Origin of the sequence: Bradyrhizobium sp. INPA03-11B (genome assembly GCF_040446015.1) — a bacterium.
Taxonomy (GTDB): Bacteria; Pseudomonadota; Alphaproteobacteria; order Rhizobiales; family Xanthobacteraceae; genus Bradyrhizobium; species Bradyrhizobium macuxiense_A.
Window position 1 is genome coordinate 53,305 of the sequence record NZ_JASGSR010000033.1, and the last position, 20,887, is coordinate 74,191.

The 20,887-nt window shown below is 65.0% G+C and carries 20 protein-coding genes and 1 pseudogene; 9 read left to right on the top strand and 12 right to left on the bottom strand.

Annotated features, from left to right (window positions below):
• Nucleotides 1-3: 3 nt before the first annotated feature.
• Complete coding sequence (rfaD, locus tag QMZ05_RS16405; RefSeq protein ID WP_353701695.1) at nt 4-984, bottom strand: ADP-glyceromanno-heptose 6-epimerase; 981 nt, start codon at nt 982-984, stop codon at nt 4-6.
• Nucleotides 985-1,119: 135 nt separating this feature from the next.
• On the opposite strand from rfaD, the gene waaF reads away from it, so the two are divergent.
• Nucleotides 1,120-2,184, top strand: coding sequence for a lipopolysaccharide heptosyltransferase II (gene waaF, locus QMZ05_RS16410; protein ID WP_353701696.1), 1,065 nt, complete (start codon nt 1,120-1,122; stop codon nt 2,182-2,184).
• Here the strand turns inward: waaF and QMZ05_RS16415 are convergent.
• On the bottom strand, nt 2,166-3,206 hold the full coding sequence (locus tag QMZ05_RS16415; protein WP_353701712.1) for a glycosyltransferase family 4 protein: 1,041 nt from the start codon (nt 3,204-3,206) through the stop codon (nt 2,166-2,168). The genes waaF and QMZ05_RS16415 overlap by 19 nt on opposite strands.
• A 136-nt stretch (nt 3,207-3,342) precedes the next feature.
• Here QMZ05_RS16415 and galE point away from each other — a divergent pair, with 136 nt between their 5' ends.
• The gene (gene galE / locus QMZ05_RS16420) at nt 3,343-4,356 is read left to right on the top strand and encodes a UDP-glucose 4-epimerase GalE (RefSeq protein ID WP_353701697.1); all 1,014 of its coding nucleotides are present in this window, start codon (nt 3,343-3,345) and stop codon (nt 4,354-4,356) included.
• Between the two features lie 108 nt (nt 4,357-4,464).
• Complete coding sequence (locus QMZ05_RS16425; protein WP_353701698.1) at nt 4,465-6,276, top strand: ABC transporter ATP-binding protein; 1,812 nt, start codon at nt 4,465-4,467, stop codon at nt 6,274-6,276.
• Here QMZ05_RS16425 and QMZ05_RS16430 read toward each other — a convergent pair whose 3' ends face one another.
• The gene (locus tag QMZ05_RS16430; protein WP_353701699.1) at nt 6,277-7,464 is read right to left on the bottom strand and encodes a dipeptidase; all 1,188 of its coding nucleotides are present in this window, start codon (nt 7,462-7,464) and stop codon (nt 6,277-6,279) included.
• 153 nt (nt 7,465-7,617) lie between these two features.
• On the opposite strand from QMZ05_RS16430, the gene QMZ05_RS16435 reads away from it, so the two are divergent.
• Complete coding sequence (locus tag QMZ05_RS16435) at nt 7,618-8,319, top strand: fumarylacetoacetate hydrolase family protein (protein ID WP_050423170.1); 702 nt, start codon at nt 7,618-7,620, stop codon at nt 8,317-8,319.
• 62 nt (nt 8,320-8,381) lie between these two features.
• Here QMZ05_RS16435 and QMZ05_RS16440 read toward each other — a convergent pair whose 3' ends face one another.
• Together QMZ05_RS16440 and QMZ05_RS16445 are read right to left on the bottom strand one after the other, a co-directional pair.
• Nucleotides 8,382-8,648, bottom strand: a complete 267-nt coding sequence (locus QMZ05_RS16440; protein ID WP_353701700.1) for a hypothetical protein — start codon at nt 8,646-8,648, stop codon at nt 8,382-8,384.
• A 177-nt stretch (nt 8,649-8,825) separates the two neighbouring features.
• Nucleotides 8,826-9,056 carry a hypothetical protein gene (locus QMZ05_RS16445; RefSeq protein WP_353701701.1) on the bottom strand — a complete coding sequence of 77 codons (231 nt, stop codon included), beginning with the start codon at nt 9,054-9,056 and terminating at the stop codon, nt 8,826-8,828.
• Nucleotides 9,057-9,073: 17 nt separating this feature from the next.
• Between QMZ05_RS16445 and QMZ05_RS16450 the strand changes: the two genes are divergently transcribed.
• Nucleotides 9,074-9,532 (top strand): hypothetical protein, encoded by a 459-nt coding sequence (locus QMZ05_RS16450; protein WP_353701702.1) that lies wholly within the window; start codon nt 9,074-9,076, stop codon nt 9,530-9,532.
• A gap of 83 nt (nt 9,533-9,615) precedes the next feature.
• On the opposite strand, the gene QMZ05_RS16455 is transcribed toward QMZ05_RS16450, so the two are convergent.
• The 3 genes from QMZ05_RS16455 to QMZ05_RS16465 all read right to left on the bottom strand — a co-directional run bounded on the left by QMZ05_RS16455 (nt 9,616) and on the right by QMZ05_RS16465 (nt 12,900).
• Nucleotides 9,616-9,993 carry an SPW repeat protein gene (locus QMZ05_RS16455; RefSeq protein WP_353701703.1) on the bottom strand — a complete coding sequence of 126 codons (378 nt, stop codon included), beginning with the start codon at nt 9,991-9,993 and terminating at the stop codon, nt 9,616-9,618.
• A gap of 24 nt (nt 9,994-10,017) precedes the next feature.
• Nucleotides 10,018-11,358: an MFS transporter gene (locus QMZ05_RS16460; protein ID WP_353701704.1), complete on the bottom strand. Its 1,341-nt coding sequence runs from the start codon at nt 11,356-11,358 to the stop codon at nt 10,018-10,020.
• Between the two features lie 117 nt (nt 11,359-11,475).
• Complete coding sequence (locus tag QMZ05_RS16465) at nt 11,476-12,900, bottom strand: PLP-dependent aminotransferase family protein (protein WP_353701705.1); 1,425 nt, start codon at nt 12,898-12,900, stop codon at nt 11,476-11,478.
• Nucleotides 12,901-13,013: 113 nt separating this feature from the next.
• Here QMZ05_RS16465 and QMZ05_RS16470 point away from each other — a divergent pair, with 113 nt between their 5' ends.
• Together QMZ05_RS16470 and QMZ05_RS16475 are read left to right on the top strand one after the other, a co-directional pair.
• Nucleotides 13,014-13,472: a cupin domain-containing protein gene (locus tag QMZ05_RS16470; RefSeq protein ID WP_353701706.1), complete on the top strand. Its 459-nt coding sequence runs from the start codon at nt 13,014-13,016 to the stop codon at nt 13,470-13,472.
• A gap of 31 nt (nt 13,473-13,503) precedes the next feature.
• Nucleotides 13,504-14,727, top strand: a complete 1,224-nt coding sequence (locus tag QMZ05_RS16475; protein WP_353701707.1) for an MFS transporter — start codon at nt 13,504-13,506, stop codon at nt 14,725-14,727.
• Here the strand turns inward: QMZ05_RS16475 and QMZ05_RS16480 are convergent.
• A complete protein-coding gene (locus QMZ05_RS16480; RefSeq protein ID WP_353701708.1) occupies nt 14,724-16,421 on the bottom strand; it encodes an NAD-dependent malic enzyme in 1,698 nt (565 codons plus the stop codon). The two genes, QMZ05_RS16475 and QMZ05_RS16480, sit on opposite strands and share 4 nt — an antisense overlap.
• A 456-nt stretch (nt 16,422-16,877) precedes the next feature.
• Between QMZ05_RS16480 and QMZ05_RS16485 the strand changes: the two genes are divergently transcribed.
• The gene (locus QMZ05_RS16485) at nt 16,878-17,033 is read left to right on the top strand and encodes a hypothetical protein (protein WP_167350189.1); all 156 of its coding nucleotides are present in this window, start codon (nt 16,878-16,880) and stop codon (nt 17,031-17,033) included.
• A gap of 172 nt (nt 17,034-17,205) precedes the next feature.
• Here QMZ05_RS16485 and QMZ05_RS16490 read toward each other — a convergent pair whose 3' ends face one another.
• From QMZ05_RS16490 to QMZ05_RS16500, 3 genes are all read right to left on the bottom strand, one after another.
• On the bottom strand, nt 17,206-18,249 hold the full coding sequence (locus QMZ05_RS16490; RefSeq protein ID WP_353701709.1) for an alpha/beta hydrolase: 1,044 nt from the start codon (nt 18,247-18,249) through the stop codon (nt 17,206-17,208).
• 143 nt (nt 18,250-18,392) lie between these two features.
• Nucleotides 18,393-19,292: an AraC family transcriptional regulator gene (locus QMZ05_RS16495; protein WP_353701710.1), complete on the bottom strand. Its 900-nt coding sequence runs from the start codon at nt 19,290-19,292 to the stop codon at nt 18,393-18,395.
• Between the two features lie 197 nt (nt 19,293-19,489).
• Nucleotides 19,490-20,419 (bottom strand): aspartyl/asparaginyl beta-hydroxylase domain-containing protein, encoded by a 930-nt coding sequence (locus QMZ05_RS16500; RefSeq protein ID WP_353701711.1) that lies wholly within the window; start codon nt 20,417-20,419, stop codon nt 19,490-19,492.
• 347 nt (nt 20,420-20,766) lie between these two features.
• Between QMZ05_RS16500 and QMZ05_RS16505 the strand changes: the two are divergent.
• A pseudogene (locus tag QMZ05_RS16505) lies at nt 20,767-20,887 on the top strand (ABC transporter permease); the annotation flags it as partial.

The following is a 20,887-nucleotide window of genomic DNA, read 5'->3' on the forward strand; positions in this document are numbered from 1 at the left end:
GCTCTAGCGATAGCGATCCGCGCGATCGAGGAAGCCGTTCACATAGGCCCCGACCGCGTCTTCCAGGCGGGTGAATCCGCCATTGTATCCGGCGTGCGCGAGACGATCGACGACGCTCTCGGTGAAGTATTGGTAGCTGCCGCGAATCTGCTCGGGCATGTCGACATACTCAATGTTCGGCGGAAGGCCGAGCGCGCCATAGGCCGAGACGATCAGGTCCTTGAAGCTGCGCGCCTTGCCGGTGCCGACATTGAACAGGCCGGAAACCCGCGGCGTCGCGATCAGCCACATCATCACCCGCACGACGTCGTCGACATAGATGAAGTCGCGGCGCTGGTCGCCGTCGGCGATCCCCTCTCGATGCGACTTGAACAGCTGCACGACCCGGCCCGCTCTGATGTCGTCGAAGCGGCGTGCCAAGACGCTCATCATCGAGCCCTTGTGATATTCATTCGGGCCGAACACGTTGAAGAATTTCAGCCCGGCCCATTGTGGCGGCAGAGGCTCGCCCTTCGCGACGCGCCCGGCGACCGCAAGGTCGAACAGCTGCTTGCTCCAGCCGTACAGGTTCATCGGCCGCAGCCGCTTCAGCGCCTCGACCGACGCGTCATCGTCAAAGCCCTGATCGCCGTCGCCATAGGTCGCGGCGGAGGATGCATAGATGAACGGGGTCACATTCGCGGTGCACCAGTCGAGCAGCCGCATCGAGAGGCGGAAATTGGTCTCGATCACCAGATCGCCGTCGGTCGCAGTGGTCTCGGAGATGGCGCCGAGATGGATGACGGCAGTCAGCCGCCGCCCCTTCAGCCAGCCGCCGAGCTCCGCCGGGGGAACGACGTCGGCCAGCTGACGCTTGGCCAGGTTCCGCCACTTGCCGTCGTTCCCAAGAATGTCACAGACCGCCACGTCGCTGTGCCCGGCGTCATTCAACGCAGCCACGACGTTCGAGCCGATAAAACCGGCGCCCCCGGTTACCAGAAACATGATGAAATCCCGCCAGATTCCTTTGCAGCCGCCAGCTTTGCCCCACTCCCGCGCCACAGGCAACGACGGCTTTACCTCTTATCGCGAACCGGTTACCGACTTGGCCGCGCCGGTCCGGCCTTGGCCTATTTAGAAATGAATATTGATTCAACATCTGATATCGAAACCCAGGATGCCGAGGATACCAGACCGATCCTCGTCGTGCCCTATTTATGGATCGGCGATTTCGTGCGCGGCCACACCGTGGTCAGGGTGCTCCGCAAGCGCTGGCCCAACCGGCCGGTCGACCTTCTGACGTCAAGGCTTTGCGCCCCTCTGGTCGACTACATGCCCGGTGTCCGCGCCGGAATTGTCTTCGACCTGCCGCGCAGCCGGCTTGCGCTGGCCCGGCAGCGGGCCCTGGCGGCCGAGTTTCGGGAGCGGAACTACGCCACCGCGCTGGTGCTGCCGCGCACTTGGAAGGCGGCCATCGCGCCGGCCCTGGCGGGCATCCCGGAGCGGGTCGGCTTCTTCGGCGAGGCGCGGTTCGGCCTGATCAACGCGATGCGATGGGGCGAGAAGCAGCAGCCGCGCTTCATCGACAAGAACGCCATCCTGGCGCTGCCCGATGGCGCCACCCGCCCGCCGGAATGGCCGGTGCCGCAGCTCCGGGTTCCCGCCGATGACGTCAGCCGGTGGCGGCATGCCAACGGCCTCGGTAGCGGACCTGCCGTCGCGCTGGGACCGGGCTCGGTCGGGGTCTCGAAGCGCTGGACATATTATCCGGAAGCCGCACGGCTGTTCGCCGAACGCGGCTTCGATGTCTGGGTGGTCGGCGGGCCCGGCGAGAAGGCGCTGGCGCAGGAGATCGTGGCCGCCGGCGGCGCCCGGGTCCGCGATCTCACCGGCACCGATCTGCGCAACGGCGTGCTGGCGATGGCCGCGGCCAGTGTCGCCATCTCCAATGACTCCGGGCTGATGCACATCGCGGCCGCAATCGGCACCCCGACCATGGGCATTTTCGGCCCGACCGATCCTTATCTCTGGGCTCCGCTCAACGGCCTCGCCGCGACCGTGCGGCAGACCAAGAGCAAGCTGCCGTGCCAGCCGTGCCAGCGCACGGTCTGCACCATGAACGACCATCGCTGCATGCGCGACATCGCGGCCGAGGAGGTCGTCGCCATCGCCGAGCGCGTGCTGGCTCAGATCAACGTGCGATAGACCTCGGCGATGGCATTGGCCTCGGCATCGAGGCTGAACTTATCCACAACTCGTTGGCGCGCCCGCGCGCCCATCGCCGCGGCCGCAGCCGGATCGCGCATCAACGGCTCGAGCGCGGCCACCAGCGCGTCGGCATCGCCCGGCGGAGTCAGCACGCCAGTGACGCCGTCTTCGACCACGAACTCGGCAGCGCCCGCCCGCGCGGCCACCAGCGCCGCGCCTCCCGACATCGCCTCGATCAAGGTCAGGCCAAAGCCTTCGTTGCGCGAGGTAAAGGCGTAGATCGTCAGCCGCTGGTACCAGCGCACGACATCCTCGATCGGCAGTTCACCCGTGATGATGACGCGCGATTGCAAGCCGGCGGCCTCGATCCTGCGCTTCAGCTCGCCCGCGAAGGCCATTTGCTCCGGCACCACGGCACCGACGATGACGGCGGTGAAATCGGGATAGCGCGGCAGCAGCCTGCACATCGCCTCGACGAACACATCGCTACCCTTCTGCGCGCGTACCCGCCCGAAGCAGCCGATCGCATAGCGCCCCGGCAATCCGCTCTCGGCGAAGGCTGCCGCGCGGTCGGTCGGCGGCGCGTAGCGGTCGGTGTCGACGCCGTGCATCACCACGGTGGCCTCGCGCTTGAGATACGAGGCCGACAGTGGACTGGTCGCGATGATCGCATCCATGTTGCGGATCAGCCAGCGCGTCAGCCAGGTGTGATGACGCTGCGCGGCCGAGGTGAACAGCAGCTTCAGCGGCCAGCCGAGCGCGCGCAGCACGAGCCCCACGATCATCTCGTCATTGCGCCGCGCGTGCCAGATCACAGGTTGCGCGCGCCGCCACAGCCGCATCAGATCTGCGAATCCCATCGCATCGATGCCGTCAGGCCGATGCGAGCCGAGCCAGCCTGCGCGAAACATCTTTGCAAGCTTCGGCGCGACCATGCGGTTGGTCGCTGTGACACCCGAATAGCGTCGGTGCAGGTTCGGCACGATGAGCTGCAGCTCGCCGGCAGGTGTGTTCTCGATCGGCACGCAAGTCTCCGTTTCGCGCCAGTTCCTATACGCAACATTAAGCATAGTGGCCAGTTCGGCCGCGGCGAAACCCCCTCTTCACCGCACTCCCGCTAGCATCGCCGGTTAAAGATATCGGGAGAGCTCTACCATGACCGTGCTCGTGACCGGCGGTGCCGGCTATATCGGAAGTCACATGGTTCATGCGCTGGTCGATGCCGGCGAGAGCGTCGTCGTCGTCGACAATCTCTCCACCGGCTTCTCCGCGTTCCTGCCCGAGGGCGTGCCGCTGTTCATCGGCGATGCCGGCGACGAGAACCTCGTCGAGGGCGTGATCGCACAGCACGGCATCGACAGCATCATCCATTTCGCCGGCTCGGTCGTGGTGCCGGATTCGATGCGCGATCCGCTCGGCTATTACCGCAACAACACCATGACGACGCGCAGCCTGCTCAATGCCGCCGTGAAGGGCGGCGTCAGCCGCTTCATCTTCTCCTCGACCGCGGCCGTTTACGGCAATCCGGACCAGGTGCCGGTGCCGGAGATCGCGCCAACGCGTCCGCTGTCGCCCTACGGCTCATCCAAGCTGATGACCGAGATCATGCTGCACGATGTCGCCTCCGCCCACGGCATGAGCTACGTCGTGCTGCGCTACTTCAACGTCGCCGGCGCCGACCCGAAGGGCCGGGTCGGTCTTGCCACCATCGGCGCCACCCATCTGCTCAAGATCGCGGTCGAGGCGGCGACCGGCCAGCGCGCCAAGATCGACGTGTTCGGCACCGACTATCCGACCCAGGACGGCAGCTGCGTGCGCGACTTCATCCATGTCAGCGACCTCGTCGAGGCGCACCGCTCGGCGCTCTCCTATCTGCGCTCCGGCGGGCAATCGGTGACGATGAACTGCGGTTACGGCCGCGGCTATTCCGTGCTCGAGACCATCGAGGCGGTGCGCCGGGTCTCAATGCGAAATTTTGCCGTCGCCTATGCCGCGCGGCGGCCCGGCGACATCATGACCATGGTGGCCGATACGAGAAGGATCCGCTCGCTGCTCGACTGGACCCCGCGCTACGACGATCTCGAGACCATCGCGAGCCACGCGCTGGCCTGGGAGGAGAAGCTGTTCCGGGAGCGCGGTGGCGCCGCGCGACAGGCAGAATCGGCCTAAAAATCAAGCCGTTATCAAGCCGTTATTGTGCTTGAAAAAGCCCCGCCAAGCGGGCAAGGAGGTCCGCAACCCTGACGGCCGGCGCTGCCCGCCGTCAATGGAACGCGGATGGCTCAGTTTCCAAAGAAAATTACCGACGATCCCTACGGCGCGGCGATCCTGATCCGCCGCCTGGTCACGGAACAGGGGATCACCTACTGGCGGCGCTATCTGACGGCGTTCGCCCTGATGGCGGTTGCGGCCGGCTCGACGGCCGCCGCCACCTATGTGCTCGGCCAGGTGATCAACCAGGCCTATGTCGACAAGAACATCCCCGGCATCGCCATGTTCGCCGGTATCACCGTGGTGCTGCTGTTCATCAAGGGCGTGGCGACCTACGGCCACATGGTGATCCTGAACAAGATCTCGAACGCCATCCTCGCCAACAACCAGCGCCAATTGTTCGCCAAGCTGATGAGCGAAAGCATCGGCTTCTTCTCGCAGCGGCACTCGTCGGAATTCCTGGCGCGACTCACCGCCGGCGCCAAGTCGATCACCGACGTGCTCAACATGCTGGTCAATGCGATCGGCCGCGACTTCCTGATGCTGATCAGCATGCTCGCCGTCATGGTCTGGCAGGACCCGCTGATGTCGTTCATCGGGCTGGTGGCGGTGCCGCCGGCGATGCTGATGCTGCGCAAGCTCGTCAAGCGCATCAAGGGGCTCGCCTATAACCAGTTCACCGGCACCGCCGACATCATGGAGACGATGCAGGAATCGCTGCAGGGCATCCGCACCGTGAAGGCGTTCACGCTGGAAGACACCATGCAGCAGCGGATCGACGAGAACATCGCGATCGTCGAGAGCAACGCCAACAAGATGGCGCGCGTCGCCAACCGCTCCAACCCGCTGATGGAGATGCTCGGCGGCTTCGCGGTCGCCGGCTGCCTGCTCTATGGCGGCTACAGCGTGGTGGCGCTCGGTTCCACGCCGGGCCAGTTCTTCACCTTCCTGACCGCCTTCCTGATGGCGACCGAGCCGGCCAAGCGGCTGGCGCGGCTCAACATCGACCTCAACAGCCAGCTGGTCGGCGCGCGGATGCTGCTCGAGGTCGTCGACAGCCCGGCGAGCGAACAGGCCGACGACGACAAGCCGGCGCTGAAGCTCTCCGACGCGCGGATCGAACTGCGCGACGTCAGCTTCGCCTATCGGCCCGGCGAGCCGGTGCTGAACCGCATGAGCTTCGTGGCCGAGCCCGGCAAGGTGACCGCGCTGGTCGGTCCCTCCGGCGGCGGCAAATCGACGGTGCTTGCCCTGCTGCTGCGCTTCTACGAGACGAGCGATGGCGAGATCCTGATCGACGGACAGTCGATCTCCCAGATCTCGCGCAAGTCGCTGCGCCAGCAGACCGCCTATGTCGGCCAGGACGTCTATCTGTTCCGCGACACCATCCGCGCCAACATCGCGTTCGGCAAGCAAGGCGCCAGCGAGGCCGAGATCATCGACGCCGCCAAGGCCGCCTGCGCGCACGACTTCATCATGAGCTTCCCGCTCGGCTACGACACACCGGTCGGCGAGCACGGCACGCAACTGTCCGGCGGCCAGCGCCAGCGCATCGCGGTCGCCCGCGCCCTGATCAAGAACGCGCCGATCATCCTGCTCGACGAGGCTACCGCCGCGCTCGATTCGGAATCGGAGAAGCAGGTGCAGGAGGCGATCGAGCATCTCTGCCAGGGCCGCACCACGATCGTGATCGCGCACCGCCTGCACACCATCATGCATGCCGATGCGATCCTGGTGGTCGAGGGCGGCGAGATCGTCGAGCGCGGGCGTCACGAGGAGCTGCTGCGCCGCGGCGGCCGCTACGCCTCGTTCTTCCGCCTGCAGCATCACCACGATCCGTCGCCGCTAGCGCTGGCGCCGATCAGCGCCACGGGCTGATCATCCCTTGCCGTCCTTGGCGACAATGCCTGCGCGCAGCACGCGCAGGACGTTGCCGCCCATGACCTTGCGGATGTCGTCCTCGGAGAACCCGCTCGACATCAGCGCCTGGGTCACGGCGGCAACCCCGCTGGCATCGAATCCCGTGGTGGTCGAGCCGTCGAAATCCGAGCCGAGGCCGACATGGTCGATCCCGACGAGGTCGCGGACATGGGCGATTGCGCGTGCGACGTTGTTCGGATCGAGCGAGCAGACCGCGCCTTGCCAGAAGCCGATGCCGACCACGCCGCCGGTGCGTGCGACGCCCCTCACCTCATCATCGGTGAGGTTGCGGTTGACCTTGCAGGTCGCCTGAACGCCGCCATGGCTCGAAACCACCGGGCGGCTCGCCATCGCCAGCACGTCGGCGACCGCCGCGTGGCTTGCGTGGGCGAGGTCGACGATCATTCCCATCGCCTCCATCCGCTGCACCACCTGCCGGCCGAGCGGCGTCAGCCCGCCCTTGGCTACGCCGTGCATCGAACCTGCGACATCATTGTCGAAGAAATGCGCGAGACCGGCCATCCGGAATCCGGCGGCGTAGAGCACGTCGAGATTGTCGATGTTGCCCTCGAGATCCTGCAGGCCCTCGATCGAGAGCATTCCGCCGACCACCGTCATGCCGTTCTTGCGGTCCGCGAGCAGGCGGTCAATGTCGGCCGCGGTTGTGATCACGCGCAGCCGTCCGGCGGACTTGTCGGCGAAGCTGTGCAATTTCTCGGCATGCCACAGCGAGCGCTGCAGCAACGAGAACCAGGTCCGCATCGGCTGCAGATCGATGATGGCGAGGTTCGTGATCGTGTCGGTGTCGCCGGCGTTGGCATCGTAGTTCTGGCCCTTCGGCGACTTGGTGACCGACGAGAACACCTGCAGTGCGTAGCGACCCTCGATCAGGCGCGGCAGGTCGATATGGCCGCGATCCGATCGCGCGATCAGGTTGCGCTTCCACAGCAGGCTGTCCGCATGCATGTCCGCGACGTCGAGCGTCGCCTGCAAGGCCTGCGCAGCGGGCGTGATGTCCACGGCTACGCGCTGGACCTTGTTCTGCCCCCGGTCGATCCGTTCCGGAGCGACCACAAAGAACCGCACGGCGGAGACGAACAGGACCGCGGCAATCAGGGCAAGGCCGATCGAAAGCCACCTCCGCATCGGCATCACCGCCCTCGCTGGCCGAAGCCGGCCGCGCTCGGCGGAAAGCTGGCCTCACCTCTGCGCCTGATGCAATCGCAGCCCCTAGCCCTGAGCGGCTTAAGCGCGTAAAAACCGCCCGCGCTCCCTCCTTCAACCCTCCGGGACCCGTTCATGAACGCCGCCTCCACCGTCATTCCGCTTCCCCCGCAGCCCTCGCTTCCCGTCGTCGGCGAATCCGGCACCTATCCGGTCCGTCGCATCTGGTGCGTCGGCCGCAACTATCTCGAGCATATCAGGGAGATGGGCAATGACGAGCGTGCGCCGCCGTTCTTCTTCGGCAAGCACGCCGACATGCTGGTGCCTGATGGTGCGACGATCCCCTATCCGCCACTGACCAAGGACCTGCATCACGAGGTCGAGCTGGTGGTGGCGATGAAGAGCGGCGGGCTCAACATTCCAGCCGACAAGGCGCTCGAGCATGTCTACGGCTATGCCGTCGGCATCGACCTGACCCGCCGCGACCTGCAGATCGCCTCGCGCAAGAAGGAGCGGCCCTGGGAGATCGGCAAGTCGTTCGACTATTCCGCGCCCTGCTCCGCGATCCAGCCGGCCTCGAAGATCGGCCACCCCTCGAGCGGCAAGATCTGGCTCACCGTCAACGGCAAGGAAGCGCAGAAGGGCGACCTCAACGAATTGATCTGGAACGTGCCTGAGATCATCTGGCAGCTCTCGCAGCAGGTGAAGCTCGCTGCCGGCGACATCATCATGACCGGCACGCCCGCCGGCGTTTCGCAGCTGCAGGTGGGCGACAAGCTCGAATGCGGCGTCGACGGCGTCGGCAAGCTCGCTGTGACGATCGGCAAGCCCGAGTAGCCTCCGGATCCAATCCGCCCGCAGACCGCGGCCCCGAACCTGGTTCGGGGCCGTTTGCGTTTTCAGAACTGCTCGTGGCCGGGATGATTGGGGTCGCCGAAATATCCGCCACCTCCGCTGCCACCGGCACTATCACCGCTGTAATCCGTTCCGAGGTAGGGCGGCGGATCGACCGGCTGGCGATGCGGGCCACCCGAACCGCCCGGCGGCAGTTTCGCGCCCACATTCTTCGGCGGCACCATGGGAAGTCTGCCCGCCTGTGCGGAGCCCAGCGCGGTAACGCCGAACGCGACAACGGCAGCGAAAGCAATAAGCGAATTGCGTGTCATGCGACGTCTCCTTGAACTCGGGCCGGGCACCATGCGCCAGCTCCGACGCCGCACTGTTCGCATGATAGGAGCAGCCTGCCTGTGACGTGGGTCACGCTCAATCCCGGTCACATCCCGACGCCCCCGCATGGCCGGGAAACCCCGGACCAGTGGTCCGGAGCTTTCCGCTGCGTGTGGTCAGCGCATCGTGCCGGGCATGCAGGGCGGTTCGGTGAAGGGCGCGGTCGCGAACGATCCGACGTTCGGCGCGCGCACGCAATCGGTCGTCTTGCTGCTGACCAGTGTCGTCGTCGTCGTCATCGAGGCATGGGCACGCCGCGCCGCAGCATTGTTGTTGGCGGCCGACGCCTGAGCCGAATACGCAGCTGCCGCAACCAGCGCAAGCGCAGCGAAGGTCAATTTGGTCATAGGAATTCTCCGCGTGGATGAAGCCGACCAAGCTCGGCTCCTGTGACCCAAGACCGTCAACGTTGGAAAATATTTCCTCACGCGCGATCACCGAACCGCGATCGCCTCATCACATCAGACGGAGCGGGGAATACCGGAATGACAGCGGCACTCCATTCACCAGGGCCGCGCACAAACGCGGCGATGACGACATGGAGATTCTCATGAGCGATCTTTGGCGCCTAGGCAAACAGATTGGCCTCGCTGCGATCCTGTCTGCGGCAATGGCGACCTCCTGCTTCGCACAATCGGCGGTGCAGGAGCCGAACGCCTACGCTTCAAATGAAACCGCGACGCGACCGTGGTCGGCGCCGGTTGGCCATCGCCAGCCACGCGCCGCCGACATTCCGGCGGCGACATCGGCGTCGCAGCAGATCAACGATCAGGAGGATGCGATCGTCGACCGCAAGATCAGGGGCATTTGCCGCGGCTGCTAGAGCATGATCCGGAAAAGTGCGAAGCGGTTTTCCGGAGAGATCATGCTCAAAGGGTCAATCCGCGATCGCGCCCGCGGCGGCTCCTAATGTCTTTCGGCGGCCTGTGGCGCGGCCGGGCCGAAATGCGTCTTCTCGTATTCGAGCCACAGCTCGAGCAACGCCATGAACGCGACCACCGCACCCGCGGCGATAGCAAAATGCATCGCGCGGGTGTGGGTGAAGCCGAGCAGCCAGGGCGAGACGATCAGCCAGCATCCGACGAACAGATTGATCCACTCCTCCCAGATCGCGAACGCGACGATCGCCGCCAGCGACATGATCGCGATGGCGGCACCACTGATCCTGAGATCGATCGCCGCCGTCGGGTTGGCATGCGCAAACAACCACGGCGCGGCGAGCAGGAAGATCGCCGCGGCAAGGTTATAGAGATCAAGCGCCGATTCCTTTCGCCATTTCACCATCTGCTTCTCCCATGCTTCTCAGACTCACCGCTGATGCGCGGCCGCGGCGTTGATGTCCTTGCCGGTGTAGTCGGTCATCAGCGCGGTCGCGACCAGCGTGATGACGGCGCAAGCCGCGATATAGGCCGCGATTGCGGTCGCCGAGTGGAACGTGCCGAACAGCCAGGTCGCGATCAGCGGTGCCGGACCGCCGGCGATCACCGAAGCGAGCTGGTAGCCGAGCGAGGCGCCGCTGTAGCGCAAGCGGCCGGTAAAGCTCTCGGCGATCAGAGCGGCCTGCGGGCCGTACTGCATGTCGTGCGGAATCAGCGACAGGAAGATCGCGAGGAAGATGATCGATTCCGATCCGGTGTTGAGCATCGCGAAGTAGATGAAGCCGAACACGCCGGTCACGGCAGCGCCGATCATGTACATGTTCTTGCGGCCGATCTGATCGGAGATATGCCCGCACAGCGGGATCGAGACGAACGACAGCACCGAGGCTGCGAGCACCGCGGTCAGCAGGAAGTCGCGCGAAACATGCAGCGTTCCGATGCCGTAGGAGAACACGAAGGCGGTGAAGATGTAGAATGGCGCCTGCTCGGACATGCGCGCGAAGGCGGACAGCAGGATCTCCTTCGGATGGTCCCTAATCACGGTCAGCATCGGCGTGCGGTCGAGTTGACGTTCGGCCAGCAGCCTGGTGAAGACGGGCGTCTCCAGAATGCCGAGCCGAATGTAGAGGCCGACGCCGACCAGAATGATGCTGAGCGCAAACGGAATGCGCCAGCCCCAGGCCAGAAACTGCTCGCCCGACATCTGGCTGAAAGCCAGCACGGCAAGATTGGCGAGGAACAGCCCGCACGGCACGCCGAATTGCGGCCAGGAGGCGATCAGGCCGCGCGAGCGATCATTGCGCGCCCATTCCATCGACATCAGCACTGAGCCGCCCCACTCGCCGCCGACGCCGACGCCCTGGATGAAGCGCAGCACGGTGAGGATCACCGCACCCCAGATGCCGATGCTGGAATAGGTCGGCACCAATGCCACCGCCGCGGTGGCCAACCCCATCAACATCAGGGTCGCGATCAGCGTCGACTTGCGGCCGATGCGATCGCCATAGTGGCCGAAGATCGCAGCGCCGATCGGCCGCGCGATGAAGCCGACCGCATAGATCGCGAAGGCTTCCAGCGTGCCGACCCAGGGATCGGAATGCGGAAAGAACAGCTTTGCGAAGACGAGGCCGGTGACGGTGCTGTAGAGGAAGAAGTCATACCATTCGATCGCGGTGCCGACCGTGGAGGCGATCACCGCGCGGCGCAACTGGAGCTGATGCTCGGCTGGTGTGAGTTGGTTGGCGTCGAGTGTCGAGCCGAGTGTTACCATGGGAGCGTCTCCCTCGGACAAGCCCCCCGGGTGGATTTTGACCGTTTGGGTCGTTTGAGCACAAACGACATGGCCGCACCGAAGGTTCCAACGGGATGGAACGCAGAACCTAGAACTTTAGTCGGCCCGCGCTCGCCGCTCGGTCACGGGCTCGATTGCGCGCTTGAGCCGCCGCGCGATCGCAGGCGCATCGGCTTCGGCCGCATTGGTAAAGCCAACCAGCAGGCCCTGCCCGCAGTCGTGCCGAACGCTGCGGCTCGACAACGGCTCGGCACCAAATCCATCTGTCCGCGCAAGCTGCGCGAGCCTTGCATCGTGCGCGCGGTCCATGAACCGAAGCAGCAGGTGCATGCCGCCCGGCCGCAACTCGATCCTGATGCGTTCGCCGAATTCGGCGGTCAGCGCGGCAGCCAGTGCGGCGCGGCGCGCCGCGTACAGCTTCCGCATCCGCTTCAGATGGCGCGCGAAGTGCCCTTCCGTCATGAAGCCCGCAACGACCCGCTGCGCGAAGGGATTGAGGCCGTTGCTATGGCCAGCGCTGACCTCGATGAAGCTGTCGAGCAGACGATCTGGCACAACCAGGTAGCCGAGCCGCAAGCCTGGAAAGAGCGTCTTGCTGAACGTCCCCGAATAGATCACCCGCTGGCCGCGATCGAGACTCTTCAATGCCGGCAGCGGCCGGCCGACGAACCGGAACTCGCTGTCATAGTCGTCCTCGATGACATAGGCGTCCGCCTGGTTCGCCCACCGAAGCAGTTCCATGCGGCGCGGCAACGAAAGCGATACGCCGAGCGGGCTTTGATGCGACGGCGTGACGACCGCGAGCCGTGCCCGCCGCGCCTGCCTGATGCCTTCGCCGACGCGCATACCCTCGGAGTCGATGGGCACGGCGACCAGTCCGGCGCGGGCCAGTTCGAGCGCGGCTCGCACGGGCGGAAAGCAGGGGTCTTCGATCCACGCACGGTCGCCGCGCCGCAGCAGGATGCGCAGCGCCAGATCGAGGCCGCCCTGAAACCCGTTGGTCACCAGCACCTGGCGCCAGTCGCACGCGATCCCGCGGGAGGATGCGAGATAAGCCGCGATCGCCTGCCGCAACGGTTCGAAGCCGGCCGGATCCGGATACACCATGTCTGAAGCGGAGCTCCGCCGCGCCTCTCGCGCAATCACATGGGTCCAGAGCTTGCGCGGGAAGAGATCAATCGCAGGCAGCCCCATCTGCAGCAGCAGAGGTTCGGCGCGCCCACTCGGCCCGCTGCTGGACCGGGCCGGAAACGTCGCGACGTCATCGAGCGCCGCGGCGTCGCGCAGCTCCGGCGACACGATCGTCCCCGCCTGACCGCGTGTGACGACATAGCCCTCCCCGGCCAGCATGGCATAGGCGGCGTCGACCGTGCCGCGCGCCATGGCAAGTTCCGCGGCAAGACCGCGGATCGAAGGCAGCCGGTCGCCCGGCCGTAGCTGCCCGGACGCGATCGCGCGCCGGAAACGTTCATAGAGCTGGCGCGAAAGCGGCATGCCGCCGCCTCGAACCAACCCGGTCACCCGTCTCTTCCGTCGCTTCGTCATGGCCTAGTCAATATGCAGCCTCTTGGCCCTTATGGATAGGCCATCCTGCCGCTAGATGGTGCGCTTGGACAACATCAGGAGCCCTCGACATGACATCCACCATCCTTCGACGCGACTTCAATCGCGCCTCGATCGCAGCGCTGCTTGCGGCCCTCGCCGCTGCCCGCGGATCGGACGCCAATGCGCAGCCGCAACGGGCCGCATCAGGGACCAAACAGTCCTCCCGGCGCGACGTGATCAAGCAGGGGCTGCCTGGCGATCCGGCGCGCGACATCACGCTCGTGGAGGTGACATATCCTCCGGGAACGGGATCGCCCGTGCATGCCCATGCCAACGGCGTGATGGCCTACGTCGTATCGGGCATGGTGGCATCGCAGGTCGGCGATGGCCCCGAACGCACCTACAGCGCCGGCGAAGCCTGGTGGGAGCCGGCCGGCGCCATTCATCGTGTTTCGCGAAACCCGAGTCCGACCGAGCCGGCGACCCTGCTCGCGATCTATATCGCGCCGCGCGACGCGACCGCCGCGGATCTGATGAAGCCGCTGTAACCATCCAACGTCTCGGGATCTCTTGACGACGATGCAGAGTGCTCTCACAGCCGCACTGAGCGCGGCGATCGCGGTGATCGTGCTGCCGCTGTTCGCCGCGCAGTCTCTTTCGGCTCCGATCGCCACGTCGTTCGGGCTGACGGAAAGCGCCGCCGGCCTGATCGCCATGATGCCGATGCTGGGCTACACCGCCGGGCTCGTGCTGCTCGTCCCGTTGATCGATATCTTCCGGATGCGCTCCGTCATGTTGACGACGCTCCTGACCGGGACCCTTGCGCTGGCGGCCGCGGCCTGCTCGCCCTCGGCGACGCTCTTCCTGCTCAGCGCGTTCGTGGTGGGGCTGACGACCAGCGCCACGCAAATGGTCGTGCCGCTCGCGGCCAGTCTTGCGGAGCCGGCGGAGCGCGGCCGCGTGATCGGCAGGGTCATGAGCGGGCTGATGATCGGCGTACTGTTGTCGCGACCGAGCGCCAGCCTCTCGGCCAGCTTCTTCGGCTGGCGCGGAGCTTACCTCGCCGACGCCGCTGCGCTCGCGGCGGTCTGCCTTGCCTGTGCATTCATCGTGCCTGCGCGTTCGCAAGCCAGCCGCTTGAGCTTTCGCGAACTGATCTCCTCGCTCTGGATCGTCCTCCGCAGTGAGCCGGTGCTGCAACGGCGCGCGGCGTGCCAGGCGTTGTGCATGGGGGCCTTCGGCGCCTTCTGGACCGGCGTGCCGCTGCTGCTCGCGGCGCCTCCGTTCGGGTTGGGACAGATCGGGATCGGCGCATTTGCCCTTGCAGGTATCGGCGGGGCGATCGTGGCGCCGGTCGCCGGGTGGGCCGCCGATCGGCATCTCGACGAGACGGCGACGCGTCTTGCCCATCTCTGCGTGGTTGCTGGGTCCGGCCTCGCCCTCATCTTCGGTGCGGATCGCCTTGGCTTCGATCCGGCGACGGACCGCGGCACTTCGCTGCTGCTCTTGGTTCTGGCTGCGATCATCGTCGACCTCGGCGTGATCGGCGATCAGACGTTGGGACGGCACGCGGTCAACAGCTTGCGTCCGGACATTCGCGGCCGCCTCAACGGGCTCTATACCGGGTTGTTCTTCCTCGGCGGAGCCGCAGGCTCCGCGCTGGCCGGCGTTGCCTGGACGCATGGCGGATGGACATCAGTCTGCGCGCTCTGCGTCTGCTTCGGCCTCGGCGCCCTCATTGTCGGCCGGATCACGTCAAGGCGGGGCGCGCGCGACCGACAGGACGCAGCCATCCGGCCCTAGGGCCGATCGCTGCGCCGATAGGGAACGTAGCGCGGCGTCCAGACCTTGGCGTGGATGCTGGCCTCGACCTGGTCGATCGGAATATCCTTGGCGAGCCCCTCTTTGTGCGCCTGCAGCGCCACCGCCAGCGCGACCGTCAGCGCCACCTCGCGCAGCGCGCTGACCGGCGGCAGCAGATTGTGCTTCGGATTGTTGCGGGCCGGCGAGACGCTGGCGAGCGCCTTGGCGGCGGCCATGAACATGCCGTCGCTGACCCGGCTGGCGCCGACCGCGAGCGCGCCGACGCCGACACCCGGGAAGATGTAGGAGTTGTTGGTCTGGTCGACCTTGAAGCGCGCACCGTCGCGGGTGATCGGCGGGAACGGGCTGCCGACGCCGATCAGCGCCCGCCCCTCGGTCCAGGCCTCGATGTCGACCGGCGTCGCTTCCTCGCGCGAGGTCGGGTTGGACAGCGGGAAGATCACCGGGCGGTTGTTGCACTCGGCCATCGCGCGGACGATCGGCTCGGAGAATGCGCCGGCCTGGCCGGAGACGCCGATCAGCACGGTCGGCCTCGCGTTGCGCACGACGTCGAGCAGCGCGATCTTGTCGGGATGGCTGAGCTGCCAGCCCGCGATCGCCGGCTTGCTCTGCACGAACGGGAGCTGGAACGGGGCGAGCCCGCTCATGCCCTCGAGCAGCAGCCCGTCGCGGTCGACCATGTAGAAGCGCTTCGCCGCCTCGCTCTCGGACAGGCCGGCATCGACCATCGCGGCGCGGATCAGGCTGGCGATGCCGCAGCCGGCGGAGCCGGCGCCGAGTACGGCGACGCGCTGCTCGGTGAGCGGCACGCCGGTGACGTTGATGGCCGAGAGCAAGGCGCCGGTCGCCACCGCCGCGGTGCCCTGGATATCGTCGTTGAAGGTCAGGAGCCGGTCGCGATAGCGCTCGAGCATCCGCGTCGCGTTGTTCTTGGCGAAATCCTCCCATTGCAGCAGGACGCGCGGCCAACGCTTCACCACCGCCGAGACGAACGCCTCGATGAAGTCGTCATATTGCTGGCCGCGGACGCGCTCGTTGCGCCAACCGATATAGAGCGGATCGGCCAGGCAGTCCGGATTGTCGGTGCCGACGTCGAGCATGATCGGCAGGGTGGTCGCCGGATGCAGGCCGCCGCAGCCGGTGTAGAGTGCAAGCTTGCCGATCGGGATGCCCATGCCGCCGGCGCCCTGATCGCCGAGGCCAAGGATGCGCTCGCCGTCGGTCACCACGATCGCCTCGACGTGATCGAAGCGCGGATGGGCGAAAATGCGGTCGATCCGGTGCTGGTGCGGAATGCTGAGGAACAGGCCGCGCGGCTTGCGAAACAGCCGGCTGAATTTCTGGCAGCCCTCGCCGACGGTCGGCGTGTAGACGATCGGCAGCAGCTCTTCCAGATTGCCGACCAGGAGCGCGTAGAACAGCGTCTCGTTGGTGTCCTGCAATTCGCGCAGAAAGGCATAGCGCTCGATGTCGGTCTCGTAGCCGCGCAACGCCTCGAGGCGGCGTGAGACCTGCTCGTCCAGCGTCAGGATGTTCGGCGGCAGCAGGCCGTGCAGGTCGAACGCCTCGCGCTCCGCCTCGGAGAACGCCGTGCCCTTGTTCAACTGCGGATCGGCCAGCAGCTCGTAGCCGCTGAGCGCGGTGGTGGCGAAAACTCCTGCAGTCTCCGACATGACAGGTCCCCTCAATGCGAAATGCCTGATGAAACTGTATCACCCTCATGTAACGGATCGGAGCACGAAAGCTGCCGGGCCGCGCAAAGTTGAACGGTACCCGGCATCGCGGCTGGGCAGATGGACGTCGTGGAAAAGTCACTCAGGCAATGCACCGCTGCAACACCGCCGGACAAACATCGGCATACCTTGGTATAGCCTCGCTGATTCCTTGTGGTGCCCTGCGCTTACGCTCGTACAGTAGAGCGATGGCGAGTGATTCTTATACTCGCGACTACTTCATCGGATGCACGGCTGCCAACGTCGCTGTTCCGGCACGACCTGCGACAGAATTCTCGGTGGGCGCGACTTGCGTTGCGAAATCTGTGATCAGGATCACTGCTCCGGGGAGCGCAGCGCACGACTATCGCGGGCAGCAAGTATCGACTGGAATGCGGGTTCTCGAGGAACACTCAGATGATCGTCAATATTCAGAAGCTGGATGGCCTGTGGCACCTCATCGTCGGGTCGTGCAAGATCCGAACTCCGTTCCTGGAAACCCAGGACCGGGAGTGGGTCGTCGCCTACGCCAGGCGCGTCTACCCCGGCGCCAAGGTCTTCGAACGCGACTGACGCTGTCGCGCCTCACAGCTCACGCCCCAGACAAAAAGCCCCGGAGCATGCTCCGGGGCTTTTGTTTTCAGCACGGCAACCGCGGCTGCGATCAGCGCAGCGCCGACACCACGATCAGGCCCGAGGATCAGTGCGGTCGCTGAATATTTCAGCGTGCCGTAGATTGCACCGGTCAGTTCACGACGGCTTGAAGATGCTCGCGTACGCCCCTGTTGGCCTGTTCGATCGCGGCCTCGGTGGAGGGCTCATGGCGCAGAGCGTTCAGGAGCACGAAGTCATGTATCGTGCCGTTATAGCGAACCGCGTCGACGCTGACGCCTGCCTGCTTCAGCTTCCGCGCATAGGCCTCCCCCTCGTCGCGAAGCGGATCGTTCTCAGCGGTGATCACGAGAGCGGGCGGCAGGCCCTTGAGCTGATCGATGCTGGCGCGGAGCGGAGAGACGTAAGGATTGTCTCGTGTCCGGGCGTCCGGCGCGTAGAGGTCCCAGCCATATTTCATGAAAGCGCGTGCAAGGAAGCGTCCAGTCCCGTACTGGTGATAGGACTCCGTATCGACGCTTGCATCGGTCGCCGGCACAAAGAGGATTTGGTAGCCGATATTGGGACCGCTGTGATCCTTCGCCATCAAAGTCAGCGCGGCGGTCATGTTGCCGCCGACCGAATTGCCGGCCACTGCGATGCGGCTGCCATCCGCACCGAACTCGCCCGCATGCGCAGCCACCCATTTTAGGGCAGCATAGCATTCCTCCAACTGCGTCGGAAATTTCGCCGACGGAAGCGGCGTGTATTCGACAAATACGCCAATCTGCCCCGAACCGACGACGAGGTCGCGCAACAGGCGCTGGTGATTCTGGAAGTTGCCGACGATCCAGACGCCGCCGTGGATGAAGACCAGCACCCCGGGCTTCTCCGCGACGCGCTCCGGCTTCATGATGTACAGCTTCACCTCGCGGCCGTCCTGGCTGATCGTTCGCTCGGTCGTGGTGACGCCGGACATATCGACGGCCGACTGCGACTGCAGGCCGGAGAGAATCTCCTGCGGCTTCGGCTGCGGCAGCTCCCAGAACGGACTTCCGTCCTTGTTGATCTTGGCGAGGAAGGATCGAATTTGGGGATCAATCCGCGGATCGGTCGCGGCATCCGGGGCCGCTGTGGCAACATGGGTCACGAGATTTGCTCCGACGATCAAGGCTGCAAGTTTGGAAATTCGACTCACGGGATGGCTCCGTCTCTTTGTCTGCGAAGCCTGATCTCGCGGTAGAGACGAGAGCAGGCTCTGGCAGATAAGTAGACCGTAGCGCCGAGAAGCGTCTGTCCCTCGCCTGCTGTTGTTTTGACCGATCTTGCCCCGTGGCGCCGCTACAGCGCCTTTTGCCGATACTCCGCCGGGGTGACGCCGGTCGCGCGCTTGAAGGCTCGCGTGAAGCTAGATTGCGAGGAGAAGCGCGACTTGAGCGCGATCTGGCTCAGGGACGACGTACCGGCTGCGATCAAGGCCTTCGCCATATCGAGGCGTCGTTGGCTGACGTAGCGATGTGGAGGTACACCGATTGCAGCGGCGAATGCGCGGGTAAAATGAAAGATGCTCAAACAGGCGACGTCAGCGAGATCGGCCACCATGATTTCCTCAGCGAGGTGTTCCTCGACGTAGGCAAGAACGCGCTTCAGCCTGCCGATTTCCAAGCGGCGCGAGTCGGTCGACGCTCCACCGGTTATCGCGGTCTCCGCGTGCGCTTGCAAAAGACGCGCCGTGAGGAACAGTGACGACGTCTCCGCCAGCATGCGTCCCGCAGCGGTCGGACACTCCATCTCTGCCATCATGGACAGCCCAATCTGCCGGATCATTTCGTCCTGCAGACCCGACGAGTAGCGGATCGAATTGCCGGGCTGTAGCGGCAGATTGTAGTCGTGGCTCAGCCGCGCGAAGGTGGACGTCGGTACATACAGGTGCAAGGCACGCACCCCTGTCGACGAGATGCGTATCTCGTCAGCTTTAGCTCCGATCGGATTGAGCCATATCATCCCCGTCCTCAGCGGCACGGGCTGCCATTTGCCGGCCACCTTGCAGGTTGCGACCCCGTCGTCCGAACCGCAGACCGCGACGGTCACTTCGACGTGCGCGGCAACGGCAGTAGGCTGCCCTTGCCAGCTGCGATGTGTTCGCAAGTCCGCCGATATTGTCGACCAGCCCAAACCATCGGACGACTTGATCAGCGTCGATCCCGGGTACTTCAGATTTCCCTGTGTTTGGCCTTGCATGAAATCTCCAAGCTACCTTTCTGGGTCAGTTAAGGCCCCAGCTGAGAGGCAAAATCCACGCCACTGCCATGTCGGCACTGTGCTTTGCGGCAAACCGGGACGCGCTCAAGTTCCAGGTAAGCGGACGTCACGCGGCTGTGACCCGACAAGAGCAAAGCCCCGGAGCTCTTGCTTTCAACACGGCAACCCCGCTGCGATCAGCGCAGCGCCGACACCACGATCAGACCGAGGACCAGCGCGGTCACGGAATATTTGAGCGTGTAGTACACGTTCCGATTCCATTCCTTGACCTTGCGGCTGCCGAGGTGGAGCTCATAGAGCTTGCCGAACACCTTGTTCAGCGCGCCGACATGCTCGCCGTCGACGTTCTGGGTCGCCGACGCCTTGACGATGTTGTGGCTGACCCAGCGGTTCATCCTGGTCATGAAGCCGTACTTCATCGGCCGTTCGACGTCGCAGAACAGGATGATGCGGTTGACGTCGGTCTTGTTCTCGGCGCTGTGGATGAAGGTCTCGTCGAACATGAAGGCCTCGCCGTCGCGCCAGACGCATTCGACGCCGTCGACGAGAATGCGGCACTGGTCCGAATTCGGCGTCACGAGGCCGAGGTGATAGCGCAAGGAGCCGGCGAACGGATCGCGATGCGCCCCTAGCTTGCCGCCGGGCGGCAGCATCGCGAACATCGCGCCGTGCACATTCGGGATCGAATTGAGCAGCTCCACCGTCTGCGGGCACAGCGTGCGCGCCGACGGCAGGAAATCGTCGTACCATTTCAGATAGAAGCGCTTCCAGCCGCTCTTGAAGAACGAATAGAAGCCCCAGTCGTTGTTCTTGGCCGCGGCGCGGATGAAGCCCTCGTCGAACAGGCGCGTCGCCTCGTCGCGGATCGTCTCCCAATTGTCGGAGAGCTTCTTCAGCTCGGGAAACTGCTCGACCGGAATCACCGGCGTGTTGGGCACAGCGGAGCCCGCATACATCAGCACATTGTAGGGTGCGAGATAGGTCGAGTGATCGCCGAGCTGGCGGGCGAAGCGCAGCCGTTGTCTGCCGCGGAAGTGGACGTAGAGTGTGGAGGCCACCAGCACGTAGAGAATAACGAGCTGTGGCGCGAAGAGCTGTCTCAACATGTTCCGTCTATGATCGCGGCCCGCCGACGCTCTTCGTGCACCGCCCCCGCAAGAGCCGATCCCAATGAAGGCTGGCTCCGCGCGGGCGGCGAAGCGCATCGCCGTCCGCGAAAATTCCCCTGTTCATAGTGACTTGGTACTGCCGCAAGCTCTGGCGTGAGCTGGAAGCCCCGCAGTGCCATCCCGGATGAGCCATGTAAGCGTATGCTCACCAAATGTGAAGCGCCGCCTTATTCGAGGAGGCCACTGTGTGACAACATTCACACATTCGCCATTGACAAATAGATTTGATAATTCCTAATTCTGGATCGACCCGCCAGAGAATGCGGACATCCAGAGGAGGAACGATGAGACAATTTTTGGCGGTAGCCATTCTCGCTGTCATGACGACGGCCGCGCATGCCCAGGTTTCCGACGACGTCGTGCGCATCGGGGTGCTGACCGACCTGTCGAGCTGGGGCCGCGACA

Coding starts and splice junctions, on each gene's coding strand:
- rfaD (WP_353701695.1), bottom strand. CDS start 984: ATGTTTCTGGTAACCGGGGGCGCCGGTTTTATCGGCTCGAACGTCGTG.
- waaF (WP_353701696.1), top strand. CDS start 1,120: ATGAATATTGATTCAACATCTGATATCGAAACCCAGGATGCCGAGGAT.
- galE (WP_353701697.1), top strand. CDS start 3,343: ATGACCGTGCTCGTGACCGGCGGTGCCGGCTATATCGGAAGTCACATG.
- QMZ05_RS16425 (WP_353701698.1), top strand. CDS start 4,465: ATGGCTCAGTTTCCAAAGAAAATTACCGACGATCCCTACGGCGCGGCG.
- QMZ05_RS16430 (WP_353701699.1), bottom strand. CDS start 7,464: ATGCGGAGGTGGCTTTCGATCGGCCTTGCCCTGATTGCCGCGGTCCTG.
- QMZ05_RS16435 (WP_050423170.1), top strand. CDS start 7,618: ATGAACGCCGCCTCCACCGTCATTCCGCTTCCCCCGCAGCCCTCGCTT.
- QMZ05_RS16440 (WP_353701700.1), bottom strand. CDS start 8,648: ATGACACGCAATTCGCTTATTGCTTTCGCTGCCGTTGTCGCGTTCGGC.
- QMZ05_RS16445 (WP_353701701.1), bottom strand. CDS start 9,056: ATGACCAAATTGACCTTCGCTGCGCTTGCGCTGGTTGCGGCAGCTGCG.
- QMZ05_RS16450 (WP_353701702.1), top strand. CDS start 9,074: ATGAAGCCGACCAAGCTCGGCTCCTGTGACCCAAGACCGTCAACGTTG.
- QMZ05_RS16455 (WP_353701703.1), bottom strand. CDS start 9,993: ATGGTGAAATGGCGAAAGGAATCGGCGCTTGATCTCTATAACCTTGCC.
- QMZ05_RS16460 (WP_353701704.1), bottom strand. CDS start 11,358: ATGGTAACACTCGGCTCGACACTCGACGCCAACCAACTCACACCAGCC.
- QMZ05_RS16470 (WP_353701706.1), top strand. CDS start 13,014: ATGACATCCACCATCCTTCGACGCGACTTCAATCGCGCCTCGATCGCA.
- QMZ05_RS16475 (WP_353701707.1), top strand. CDS start 13,504: ATGCAGAGTGCTCTCACAGCCGCACTGAGCGCGGCGATCGCGGTGATC.
- QMZ05_RS16480 (WP_353701708.1), bottom strand. CDS start 16,421: ATGTCGGAGACTGCAGGAGTTTTCGCCACCACCGCGCTCAGCGGCTAC.
- QMZ05_RS16485 (WP_167350189.1), top strand. CDS start 16,878: ATGATCGTCAATATTCAGAAGCTGGATGGCCTGTGGCACCTCATCGTC.
- QMZ05_RS16495 (WP_353701710.1), bottom strand. CDS start 19,292: ATGCAAGGCCAAACACAGGGAAATCTGAAGTACCCGGGATCGACGCTG.
- QMZ05_RS16500 (WP_353701711.1), bottom strand. CDS start 20,419: ATGTTGAGACAGCTCTTCGCGCCACAGCTCGTTATTCTCTACGTGCTG.